The following is an 11,940-nucleotide window of genomic DNA, read 5'->3' on the forward strand; positions in this document are numbered from 1 at the left end:
AGGTTTTTTCATAGTGGCCGTGTAGGCGTTTTTTTGCTTCATTGTGCTCAGGCATCGTACTTTCAAAGAGAGCGAGCCTGACCCACATGAATCGCAATGCTGAATATTCTGCCGTCAACGACACTGTGAAAGGGGCGTTTCTACGCCGCGTCTGGAAGCTGATAACGCCTTATTGGCGCAGTGAGGAAAAGGTCACCGCCTGGCTGTTGCTGGTTTCGGTGATTGCGCTGTCGCTGTTCAGCGTACAAGTGTCGGTCTTCTTCAACAGCTGGTATCGGGATTTTTACAACGCGCTGCAGAATAAGGACCTGGCTGCCTTCACCCACCTGATTCTGTACTTCAGCGGGATCGCCGCGATCGCCATTCTGGCGGCGGTCTATCGTCTGTACCTGACCCAATTGCTGACCATTCGCTGGCGTCGCTGGCTGACTGAGCAGCACTTCGCCCGTTGGCTCGCAGACAAAAACTACTATCACCTGGAGCAGGGCGGGTATACCGACAACCCCGACCAGCGTCTGTCCGAAGACCTCAACGAGTTCACCACCAGCACCCTCAGCCTCGGGCTTGGCTTGATGAGCGCGGTCGTCAGTCTTGTTTCGTTCTCGGTCATTCTTTGGGGCGTGTCGGGCAGCATCGAACTGTTCGGGGTCACCATACCCGGCTATATGTTCTGGGCGGCCTTGCTTTATGCGCTTGTCGGCAGCCTGTTGACGCACTGGATCGGCAAGCGCCTGATCCCGTTGAACAACCAACAGGAGCGCTTTGAGGCGGACCTGCGTTTCGCCTTGGTGCGCGTACGGGAAAACGCCGAAAGCATTGCCTTGTCCGAGGGCGAGCGTAATGAAAACCAGCGCCTTAGCGGGCGCTTCATGATGATCTGGAATAACTTCCGGGCATCCATGAAAGTCCAGAAGCGGCTGACCTTCTTCACATCCGGTTATTCGCAGATTGCCCTGATTTTTCCTTTCATCGTGGCTGCGCCGCGGTATTTTTCGGGCAAGATCGAGTTGGGTGATCTGATGCAGATCAATTCGGCATTTGGCAACGTGCAGGAGAACTTCAGTTGGTTCATCAGCGCCTACAGCACGCTGGCCTCATGGCGCGCCACGTGTGACCGTCTGCTGAGCTTCCGTCAGGCCATGACTGATCATGAAGCGCAGCAACCGGCCATTGAAAGGGTTAACGCTAACGACACGCTGGACCTGCGTGACCTGGAATTGAGCCTCGCAGGGGGGCGTCAACTGTTGAGCGATGCCAATCTGCATATCGGTCCGGGAGAGCGAGTGATGCTCAGTGGTCGCTCGGGCAGTGGCAAAAGTTCGTTGCTGAAGGCTCTCGGTGGTCTATGGCCGCACGGCTCGGGCAAGATTCGTGTGCCCACAGGGACGGCGCTGTTCCTGCCGCAACGGCCTTATCTGCCCATCGGCACCTTGCGTGAGGCAATGAGTTATCCACAACCTGCGCAGCGCTACCCGGCAGAACGCTTTGCCGATGTGCTGAGCCAGTGCCGTCTGGAGCACCTGATACCGCGACTGGATGAAAGCAATCACTGGCAGCGCTTTTTGTCGCCCGGCGAGCAGCAGCGAGTGGCGTTTGCTCGCGCCTTGCTGGTCGCGCCGAGCTGGCTGTATATGGATGAGGCCACCTCGGCCATGGACGAGGATGACGAGGCTGCCATGCACCGCGCAATCATTGATGGCCTGCCCGGTCTGACGCTGATCAGTATCGGACACCGCAGCAGCCTCAAACGCTTTCATGGTCGGCATGTGCGTATCGAGAACGCAAAACTGCTCGAGCAACCGACACCTGCAGCGGTTTGAGGTTGACGCTGTTGGGCGGGTGGCGCTTTTGAGGGTGTGATCATACAACCGCTGAGCTATGATTAGCCCATGTTTAGCAGTCCAGAGATCGATGTTGGATGGAAAATCAAAGCGCTCCGCCCCGCGCCCGTAGAAAACACCGCAGCCTCGCGCAGGAGTTGGTGACTGAGCTGTCCGAGCGAATTCGCAGCGGTCAGCTCAAGCGTGGCGACAAATTGCCTACCGAATCCGCAATCATGGAAGAGCAGGGCGTCAGCCGCACCGTGGTGCGCGAGGCGATTTCGCGCCTGCAAGCGTCCGGTCTGGTCGAGACCCGTCACGGGATCGGCACCTTCGTTCTCGATACGCCAAGCCCAAGTGGGTTCCGGATCGATCCGGCCACCATTGTCACTCTGCGTGATGTGCTGGCGATTCTCGAATTGCGTATCAGCCTGGAAGTCGAGTCGGCCGGGCTGGCAGCCCAGCGCCGCAGTGACGAGCAACTGGCGGCGATGCGTTCGGCGCTGGACGCGCTCAATGAGAGTGCCGCACACGCCACGGATGCGGTGGCGTCTGACTTCCAGTTCCATTTGCAGATTGCGCTATCGACCGGCAATCGCTATTTCACGGACATCATGACCCATCTGGGCACCAGCATCATCCCGCGCACACGGTTGAACTCTGCGCGTCTGGCTCATGATGATCAGCAGCATTACATGGACCGCCTGAGCCGCGAGCACGAGGAAATCTTCGACGCCATCGCCCGTCAGGACTCCGATGCGGCCCGCGCCGCTATGCGCCTGCACCTGACCAATAGCCGCGAACGCCTGCGCCACGCGCATGAAGAAGCCGAGTCTCAGCGGGCCTGACGATTAAAGAGGACGCAGAGCGTCCAGAACGGCATGCGACGCGGAGCGTCGCACGATAGTTGAGATCATCGTTCCGCGCGTTCCAGCGTGGGAATGCCTTTCGTGACGCTCTGCGTCACAAATCTGCGCGGCATGCCCCCGTCCCCTCCCTCTAAAAAAACCCGAAAATCCCTGTTGAGTGATTCTATTATCAGTTGTACGATGACTTACGACATCGGCACTGACCCGGTGATCTTCTAACAATTATGTCCTCCAGGGTGTTCGAATAATGAATCCACAAGAACTGAAGTCCATCCTCTCATCCGGTCTGCTGTCTTTCCCGGTTACCGATTTCAACGCTCAGGGCGACTTCCATCGCGCGGGCTACATCAAACGCCTCGAGTGGCTGGCACCGTACGGCGCCAGCGCTCTGTTCGCTGCAGGTGGTACAGGTGAGTTTTTCTCCCTGGCCGCCAGCGAATACTCCGAAATCATCAAGACTGCCGTCGACACCTGCGCCACCAGCGTGCCAATTCTGGCCGGTGTAGGCGGTCCGACCCGTCAGGCCATCGAGTACGCTCAGGAAGCCGAGCGTCTGGGTGCCAAAGGTCTGTTGCTGCTGCCGCATTACCTGACCGAAGCCAGCCAGGACGGCGTTGCCGCCCACGTTGAAGCGGTGTGCAAGTCGGTCAAGATCGGTGTGGTTGTCTACAACCGTAACGTCTGCCGCCTGACGCCAACCCTGCTGGAACAACTGGCCGAGCGTTGCCCGAACCTGATCGGTTACAAGGATGGCCTGGGTGATATCGAGCTGATGGTTTCGATCCGCCGCCGTCTCGGCGACCGCTTCTCGTACCTGGGCGGCCTGCCGACCGCTGAAGTCTATGCCGCTGCCTACAAGGCGCTGGGCGTGCCGGTCTACTCGTCTGCTGTGTTCAACTTCGTACCGAAACTGGCGATGGACTTCTACCACGCCATCGCCCGCGACGATCATCAGGCGGTCGGTAAATACATCGACGATTTCTTCCTGCCTTACCTGGAAATCCGCAACCGCAAGGCTGGCTATGCCGTGAGTATCGTCAAGGCCGGCGCGAAGATCGCCGGCTACGACGCAGGCCCGGTGCGTGCGCCATTGACCGACCTGACCCCGGACGAGTGCGACATGCTCGCCGCGCTGATGGACAAGCAAGGCAAGCAGTAACACCCCTAGGACGTAACCGCTGAGCGATCAGCGGTTTTGTCGTTGGAATGCATGACCCTTACAGGTGGTAGCTGTCGTCGCCGCGACACTGCCAAGGGGCCTGTAATGCAACACCCAAAAACAGCTTTACCCGCGTAAAAAAATAATCAGTGGGAGCTCTACAATGCAAAAGTCCAAGCCGACGCACGTCCGCTATTTGATTCTGTTGATGCTGTTTCTGGTCACCACGATCAACTACGCCGACCGTGCCACCATCGCTATCGCTGGTTCCAGCATCCAGAAAGACCTTGGCATTACTCCGGTCACTCTGGGCTATATCTTCTCCGCATTTGGCTGGGCTTACGTGGCCGGTCAGATCCCCGGTGGCTGGCTGCTCGACCGTTTCGGGTCGAAGAAAGTCTACGCCATGAGCATTTTCACCTGGTCGCTGTTCACCCTGCTGCAAGGCTATGTGGGTGAGTTCGGCATTTCCACCGCCATCGTCGCGCTGTTCATGCTGCGCTTTCTGGTCGGGCTGGCTGAAGCGCCTTCCTTCCCGGGCAACGCCCGCATTGTCGCCGCCTGGTTCCCGACCGCCGAGCGCGGCACGGCCTCGGCGATCTTCAACTCGGCGCAATACTTCGCCACCGTGCTGTTCGCTCCGCTGATGGGCTGGATTGTTTACACCTACGGCTGGCAGCACGTGTTCGTGGTCATGGGCGCAGTCGGTATCCTGTTCTCGATGATCTGGATGAAGGTCATCTACGGTCCGCGCAATCACCCGATGATCAACGAGGCCGAGTTAGAACACATCTCCAGCAATGGTGCGCTGGTCGACCTGGATCAGGACAAGGGCAAAGGCAAGGAAAAAGCAGCCAGCAGCGGACCGAAGTGGGATTACATCCGCCAGTTGCTGACCAACCGCATGATGCTGGGTATCTACCTCAGCCAATACTGCATCAACGGCATTACCTACTTCTTCCTGACCTGGTTCCCGGTGTACCTGGTTCAGGAACGCGGCATGACCATCCTCAAGGCGGGCATCATTGCCTCGTTGCCGGCTATCTGCGGCTTCATCGGCGGGGTATTGGGCGGAATCATCTCCGACTACCTGCTGCGCAAGGGCCACTCGCTGACCTTTGCCCGCAAGGCGCCGATCATCGGTGGCCTGCTGCTGTCCACCTCGATCGTTACCTGCAACTACGTTGATATCGAATGGGTGGTGGTGGGCTTCATGGCCCTGGCATTCTTCGGCAAAGGCGTCGGTGCTCTGGGCTGGGCTGTCATGTCCGATGTTTCACCCAAGCAGATCGCCGGTCTGAGCGGCGGTCTGTTCAACACCTTCGGTAACATTGCATCGATCACCACTCCGATCGTGATTGGTTACATCATCAGCAGCACCGGCTCGTTCAAATGGGCACTGGTGTTCGTGGGCGCCAACGCGCTGCTGGCGGTAATCAGTTACATTTTCATTGTGGGTGAAATCAAGCGTGTGGAATTGAAAGAGCCGCCTGCCAAGGGGCCATTGCTGAACGACTCGGTCAGCGACCTTTCCGAAGCGAAATCCTGAGGAAACCGTGATGAACCTGATTCAACATGCCGATTCGCCGCGCTATATCCGGCTGCATCCGCTGGATAACGTCGTGGTCGTGGTCAACGACCAGGGCGTGCCGGCCGGAACCGAATTCGACAACGGCCTGGTGACTGTCGATAACGTCCCGCAGAGCCACAAGGTCAGCACCGTTGACCTGGCCGTGGGCGAGGCCGTGATTCGTTATGGCCACACCATAGGCTATGCGCTGCAACCGATACCGCGTGGCAGCTGGGTCAGGGAAGACCAGCTGCGCATGCCCTCGGCACCTGCGCTCGACAGCCTGCCGATGTCCGACGCGGTGCCCGAGAAACAGGCACCGCTGGAGGGGTATACCTTCGAGGGCTATCGCAACGCTGACGGCACGGTGGGTACCCGCAACATTCTCGGTATCACCACCACCGTGCAGTGTGTGACCGGCGTGCTTGATCATGCGGTCAAGCGCATCCGCGACGAGCTGTTGCCCAAGTACCCGAACGTCGATGACGTGGTGGCCCTGACCCACAGCTACGGCTGCGGCGTGGCCATTACCGCCACCGATGCCTATATCCCGATTCGTACTGTGCGCAATCTGGCACGCAACCCGAACCTGGGTGGCGAGGCGCTGGTGATCAGCCTGGGCTGCGAGAAGTTGCAAGCCGGGCAGGTGATGCACGAGGGCGACAGTTCTGTGGACCTGAGCGAGCCCTGGCTGTATCGGCTTCAGGACTCCAGTCACGGCTTCAACGAAATGATTGAACAGATCATGGAGCTGGCCGAGACGCGCCTGCAGAAGCTGAACCTGCGTCGTCGTGAAACAGTACCTGCTTCGGAGTTGATCCTCGGTATGCAGTGCGGCGGCAGTGATGCGTTTTCCGGCATCACCGCCAACCCGGCGCTGGGCTACGCCTCGGACCTGTTGCTGCGTGCCGGTGCGACGGTGATGTTTTCCGAAGTAACCGAAGTGCGCGACGCCATCTATCTGCTGACATCCCGCGCGCAGGATCAGGAGGTCGCGCAGGCACTGGTACGGGAAATGGACTGGTACGACCGTTACCTGGCCAAAGGCGAGGCAGATCGCAGCGCCAACACTACGCCGGGCAACAAGAAGGGCGGGTTGTCGAACATTGTCGAGAAGTCCCTCGGGTCTATCGTCAAGTCAGGCAGCAGCGCCATCAACGGCGTGCTCGGCCCTGGTGAGCGGGTCAATGGCAAGGGGCTGATCTTCTGTGCTACGCCGGCCAGTGACTTCGTCTGCGGTACCTTGCAACTGGCTGCGGGCATGAACCTGCATGTGTTCACTACCGGACGCGGTACGCCGTATGGTCTGGCGATGGCACCGGTGGTGAAGGTCTCGACCCGCACCGAACTGGCTCAGCGCTGGCCTGACCTGATCGACATAGACGCCGGACGCATTGCCACAGGACGCGCAAGCATCGAGGACCTGGGCTGGGAGCTTTTCCACTTCTATCTGGATGTGGCCAGCGGCAAGAAAAAGACCTGGACCGAGCACTACCGGCTGCACAACGACATCACGCTGTTCAACCCGGCACCGATTACCTGACAGGAGCGTCACGAGCGGCATTCCCGCGCTGGAGCGTATGGAACGATAATTTCGCAGCTATCGTGCCGACGCTTTGCGTCGGTATGCCATTCTGGACACTCTGCGTCCGATCCAGGACATGACGCACAATCCGAAAGATTCTCTGAACTTTAGGCCGCTTTCCGGCCTCTTCTACAGTAGGGCAGCCGGTCTGGCTGCCTTCGTTGATGGTGCAGGAGATTTCAAATGGGTTGGATATCGGAAAATCATTTGTGGCTGTTTGCAGCGCTGACTGCTCTGATCGTGATTTCAGACATTTGGGCAGTCATGCGTATCCGCAAGAGCAAGACGCAATCCAGCAACAAGCTGATGTGGATCATCGTTGTTGTTGCCGTGCCGATTGTTGGCGTATTGGCCCTGCTGGTCGCTGGCCCGCGCCATGTGGACACGCCTGCCAGGCCTGAGCAGCAAAGCACCAAGTACTGACCCCGCCTTCTGGAAATACCCCACCCACGGGTGTGGGTATTTCTCTTGCAGACCGCTCATTCCCGTTTCGCAAACATTCTTTTCACAAAGATGGGCTTGTGGCTGGCAAAAATAAAAATCTCTGCAATTCTTCTGTCATGGTGGGGTGTTTACATGCTCGCCATCCAGACCCGAACAAGGAGAGAGCACATGTCGATCATTACCAAGTGGGCGTTGCAGGCGGTTGCATTGTTCGTGCTGGGCTGGGTGGCAACGACGACAGCGAATTGGAGCAACAATATGGCCAATGGTACGGGCAATGATCGCCTGGCGGAGTTGAGCGCTGGTGTCTTGAGCAGCCCGGTCCTGACTGCTTCTTCGTCGCAAAAGGTGCAAAGCGAGTAACCCGGCCTGATTGATAGTGGCGCGTTGGTACTTTTCTGCAGGCAAAAAAATGGCCCACAACGGGGTGGGCCAAATGGGATTCATCAAAGGAGTAGGGTCAATTTACGCAGCCGGACGTGAAGAGGATGTGAAACGGATGTCATGGAAACGAGAAGTGGTGTAACAGAATGAAAGGCATTGTGACGGGATGAAACAACGTTGCCAGTCGCCTGACAACGCGGTCTCGAATTATTCAGGAGCGGGTTCTGGAGCCTAGCGGGCCATTGCGCTTGAGTGTCTTTCAGGTGCTACGCGTCGTGCCAGATGAGGCAACGAATGAGGTGCATCGATCCTGGATTTCATGCGATCGGCGAATTCTCTGGCTTCCTGCCAACTCCGGCACTTGACCGGGTATTCGTCCAGTTTTACAACCCAAGCAGCCCCATGTACACCTTCTTCAATTCGGATGAGCATTGTTGGCATCTCCTGTCAGTGAGGGTAAGTCTGTGCCGGGTCATCGGCGCGAAAGCAGACGGACGAAATCCTGCGCCGAAAATCGGTATCGAGCTACAAAAAATTACAATTCCCGATGAATGCGCGCCGTTCGCAACTGAACAGGTACGGGCGGCTTTTCAGGTTTTGCCAAGCGGGCAGCCTGACGCAAAAATGTGACAGGCTGATGGGCGTCAGGATCAGAACGCCAGCTTGAAGCCGATCATGCCCAGCATGATGGCCAGGAAAGGCCGCAGCAGGTCGTCGGAAACGCGGCCCGCCATGTGGCTGCCCAGGTAAATGCCGGGCAATGAGCCCATCAGCAGCCAGCCCAGCAATTCCCAGTTCATGTTACCCATGCTCGCGTGGCCCAGACCTGCAACCAGCGTGAGAGGGACGGCGTGGGCGATTTCCGTGCCTACCAGACGCCGGGTCGGTAGCAGCGGATAGAGGATGAACAACGCCACGGTACCCAGCGCACCTGCACCAATGGAGGTCAGTGCGACCATGGTGCCGAGGATCAAACCGGTGATGACCGTTAATACGGTCAGGCTCGTACCGCTGAAAAACGAATGCCCGTCCCCGCGACCATGAGCGAAGGCCAGCAGCTTTTTCTTGAACAGAACGGCCAGAGCAGTGAGCAGCAGCACGAAGCCCAGCGCCTGCTTGATGATCGCGTTCAGGGCCTCAGGTGCGGTGTGCAGCGTGCTCAGGAACCACAGCGTCAGGAGCACGGCAGGGACGCTGCCCAGGGTCAGCAGACCGGTGACTTTCCAGTCGATGTTGTCATTCTTGCGATGTACCAGAACCCCGCCGGATTTGGTAATCGCCGCATACAGAAGGTCGGTGCCGACCGCCGTGGCCGGGTTGATGCCGAACCACAACAGAATGGGCGTCATCAGCGAGCCACCGCCGACACCGGTCATGCCAACGATAAAACCGACTACCAACCCTGCAACTACAAACCCCAGACCACCCGCTTCCATAACCAACCCATTCAAGCAAACGCATCAGGCAAAAAGTGGCGGGCAGCATAACGGCTTGTGTTGCAAACGGTTATGAAGAAGTGTTCTAAGGTTATAACCGTTTGTCGCGGATGACGGCGGCTTCGGCGGCTTCAGTGACCGTTTGCAGGCGGCGGTCAGGGCCTAGCCAGTTCAGTACGGCGTCGGCTTCCATAGGCTTGGAAATCAGATAGCCCTGACCCTCGTCACAACCCCATTGCTTGACCAGACGGCGAATGTCGTCTGTTTCGATGCCTTCGGCCACCACGCAATAACCCAGCTTCTTGGCAAGACCGATCAGTGCCTTGACCAGACGCTGATCGGTCTTGTCGGAAGCCAGATTGCGAATCAGCGACTGATCGAGCTTGACGGTGGTTGCGGGCAATTGCCGCAGGTAGTTCCAGTTGCTGTAGCCCGTACCAAAGTCATCGATCGCCACATCCATGCCCATCTGCCGCATGCGTTCCAGCTGGTGGCGCACTTCGGCCGGGTTGTGCATCAACGCGCCCTCGGTGAACTCCAGCTCAAAGCGCGTGGGGTCGATCTTGTGCTGACCCAGCAGGCGGATCATCCGGTCAGTGAAAGCCGGACCGGTGAGGTCTTCCGGGGTGACGTTGATCGCAATACGGAAATCGAAGCCCTGTTGCTGCCAGCGGGCGGCCTGCTCGATTGCGCTTGTCAGCACCCACAGACTCAGCGGACGCATGAGTGCGGTTTTCTCGGCCAGCGGTACGAATTCGGCAGGCCCGATGGGACCGAGCGTCGGGTGGTTCCAGCGCAGCAAGGCTTCTACCGAGGTGCACAGGCCGGAGGCGAGGTCGATGCGCGGCTGGTAGACCAGGCGCAGTTGATCATGCGAGTGCACCGCGCTGGTCAACGAACTGAGCAGTTTGAAAGCACGTTGCTGAGCGGCATCGAAGTGCGGCTCATACATCGCCCAGCCCAGATTCCGGTCGCGAGCATCATCGGCAGCGCTGATGACCATGCGCATCCAGTCCTGCTCTTCGGTCGGGTCGCGGTTCAGGGTGACAACCCCCAGACCTACCTGCATCTGCACCGGAATGCCCCGGCATTCCACGGGGGTCTCGAAGTCTTCGAGAATGGTCCGAAACAGATGATCAGGCACTCGGTCTCCGGCCAGCAGAAAGCCGAAGCGGGTAGGGCTGACCTTGTACAGCGAACAGGTTGGCGGCAGCAGATGCTCCAGGCGGCTCTTGATTTCGGTCACCAGGTCCTGAGAGAAGCTGTAGCCCAGAGCCTTGACAATGTCGTTCAGGAACGCAGAGGTGATCATGTCCACCACGACCAACTGATAATCAACGCTCGATGCCAGTGCCTGATGGATGTCTTCCTGCAGGCGTGAGCGGTTATACAAGCCGGTCGGCTGGTCAATGAAGCAACTGAGACGCAAGCTGACTATGCGTTTCATGACCAATGAGGCGAAACGCTTGAGCATCTGCGTCTGATGCTCGCTCATCGGTTCACGCGGCTTGGTGTCGATCACGCACAGGCTGCCCAGAGCGATGCCGTCATCGGTAATCAGCGGGGCACCCGCGTAGTAGCGAATATCGGGGTGGCCGGTCACCAGGCTATTGTTCACGAACCGGTCGTCGAGGGTCGCATCCGGAATTTCGAACAACGTGTCGGAAAGGATCGTGTAGGCACAGAACGAGACGTTGCGTGGCGTTTCCCGGGCACTCAGCCCCACTCGGGCGCGAAACCACTGACGGTGTTCATCGACAATCGAGATCAACGCAATCGGCGTCTGGAAGAAATCGGCGGTCATTGCCACGATTTCATCGAACACATCGTCGGAGGTGTCTTCAAGCACGCACAGCTCCCTGATGCGCAACAGACGTTGCGTTTCATTCAGCGGAATGGGGGCACTGGCGTTCATAAAATTCTCGATGGGTGTTCGGTGATGACTATATGACATCACGAGACTGACTTTAACAGATGAAAAAATTTCAATTACAGGCGAGGTACAGGTTGATCGGCCACAAACGGTTATTTTTGAGCGCTATCGGTCTTGCAGCCCCATAAAATAAAGGGCCTGCTCTTTTGTATTCTGAGTGTTACAAACATTGCCATTCGTCGTTTGGTTGCAAATGAGCAAAACGCTCATGGCTCGGTATGAACGAAGCACGGCTTTCACTGTGCGCTTCATTTGCGGTTTATCTGCCCAGGTACGAAAAATGAACATCAAGGTTCGACCCGCACGTACAGCAGACGCTGGCGCCATCAGTCGAGTGGTGCTGACTGCCTTGCGTACCAGCAATGCCAGGGATTACCCGGCCAGTGTGATCGAGCGCGTGCAACTGAGTTTCAGCCCGGCTGCCATTGAGCGGCTCATGCAGCAACGTCGGATGTTTGTGGCGGTGGCGGGGGAGGTGGTTGTCGGAACTGCCAGCCTGGAGGGTCAGGTGGTGCGCTCGGTGTTTGTCGACCCTGACTGGCATCGTCGGGGCATCGGGCGTTTGTTGATGGCAGAGCTGGAGCATATCGCCCGTGGGGCAGGCCTGGAGCTGCTGATTGTGCCGTCATCCTTGACCGCGCAGGAGTTTTATACAGCGCTGGGTTTCAGGTTGGTGCGAGAGCATCAGGAAGGGGAGGAGCGCACATTGATCATGGAACGGCAATTGCGCACCTGAGGCA

Annotated in this window: 11 protein-coding genes; 8 read left to right on the plus strand and 3 right to left on the minus strand. The window is 58.1% G+C overall.

From position 1 onward, the window contains the following. The first annotated feature begins 86 nt into the window (after positions 1–86). The 7 genes from RYC17_RS09665 to RYC17_RS09695 all read left to right on the plus strand — a co-directional run bounded on the left by RYC17_RS09665 (position 87) and on the right by RYC17_RS09695 (position 7,810). Positions 87–1,820 carry an ABC transporter ATP-binding protein/permease gene (locus RYC17_RS09665; RefSeq protein ID WP_316902864.1) on the plus strand — a complete coding sequence of 578 codons (1,734 nt, stop codon included), beginning with the start codon at positions 87–89 and terminating at the stop codon, positions 1,818–1,820. A gap of 98 nt (positions 1,821–1,918) precedes the next feature. After that, complete coding sequence (locus tag RYC17_RS09670; RefSeq protein WP_002555183.1) at positions 1,919–2,668, plus strand: FadR/GntR family transcriptional regulator; 750 nt, start codon at positions 1,919–1,921, stop codon at positions 2,666–2,668. 268 nt (positions 2,669–2,936) lie between these two features. After that, positions 2,937–3,848 (plus strand): 5-dehydro-4-deoxyglucarate dehydratase, encoded by a 912-nt coding sequence (gene kdgD, locus RYC17_RS09675; protein WP_044309446.1) that lies wholly within the window; start codon positions 2,937–2,939, stop codon positions 3,846–3,848. A gap of 163 nt (positions 3,849–4,011) precedes the next feature. After that, positions 4,012–5,397: an MFS transporter gene (locus RYC17_RS09680; protein ID WP_058400647.1), complete on the plus strand. Its 1,386-nt coding sequence runs from the start codon at positions 4,012–4,014 to the stop codon at positions 5,395–5,397. Between the two features lie 10 nt (positions 5,398–5,407). Continuing rightward, a complete protein-coding gene (garD, locus tag RYC17_RS09685) occupies positions 5,408–6,961 on the plus strand; it encodes a galactarate dehydratase (protein ID WP_055006684.1) in 1,554 nt (517 codons plus the stop codon). A 225-nt stretch (positions 6,962–7,186) separates the two neighbouring features. Further along, positions 7,187–7,426, plus strand: a complete 240-nt coding sequence (locus tag RYC17_RS09690) for a PLDc N-terminal domain-containing protein (protein WP_055007483.1) — start codon at positions 7,187–7,189, stop codon at positions 7,424–7,426. A 189-nt stretch (positions 7,427–7,615) separates the two neighbouring features. Continuing rightward, positions 7,616–7,810 carry a hypothetical protein gene (locus RYC17_RS09695; protein ID WP_058400649.1) on the plus strand — a complete coding sequence of 65 codons (195 nt, stop codon included), beginning with the start codon at positions 7,616–7,618 and terminating at the stop codon, positions 7,808–7,810. A gap of 252 nt (positions 7,811–8,062) precedes the next feature. Here RYC17_RS09695 and RYC17_RS09700 read toward each other — a convergent pair whose 3' ends face one another. The 3 genes from RYC17_RS09700 to RYC17_RS09710 all read right to left on the minus strand — a co-directional run bounded on the left by RYC17_RS09700 (position 8,063) and on the right by RYC17_RS09710 (position 11,182). Next, a complete protein-coding gene (locus RYC17_RS09700; protein WP_080394877.1) occupies positions 8,063–8,263 on the minus strand; it encodes a hypothetical protein in 201 nt (66 codons plus the stop codon). A gap of 218 nt (positions 8,264–8,481) precedes the next feature. After that, positions 8,482–9,267, minus strand: a complete 786-nt coding sequence (locus RYC17_RS09705; protein ID WP_058400651.1) for a sulfite exporter TauE/SafE family protein — start codon at positions 9,265–9,267, stop codon at positions 8,482–8,484. 91 nt (positions 9,268–9,358) lie between these two features. Then, positions 9,359–11,182, minus strand: coding sequence for an EAL domain-containing protein (locus RYC17_RS09710; RefSeq protein WP_058400652.1), 1,824 nt, complete (start codon positions 11,180–11,182; stop codon positions 9,359–9,361). 298 nt (positions 11,183–11,480) lie between these two features. Here RYC17_RS09710 and RYC17_RS09715 point away from each other — a divergent pair, with 298 nt between their 5' ends. Continuing rightward, positions 11,481–11,936, plus strand: coding sequence for a GNAT family N-acetyltransferase (locus RYC17_RS09715; protein WP_058409159.1), 456 nt, complete (start codon positions 11,481–11,483; stop codon positions 11,934–11,936). Positions 11,937–11,940: the final 4 nt, after the last annotated feature.

It is taken from the genome of Pseudomonas syringae group sp. J248-6 (assembly GCF_032586995.1).
GTDB lineage: Bacteria > Pseudomonadota > Gammaproteobacteria > Pseudomonadales > Pseudomonadaceae > Aquipseudomonas > Aquipseudomonas amygdali.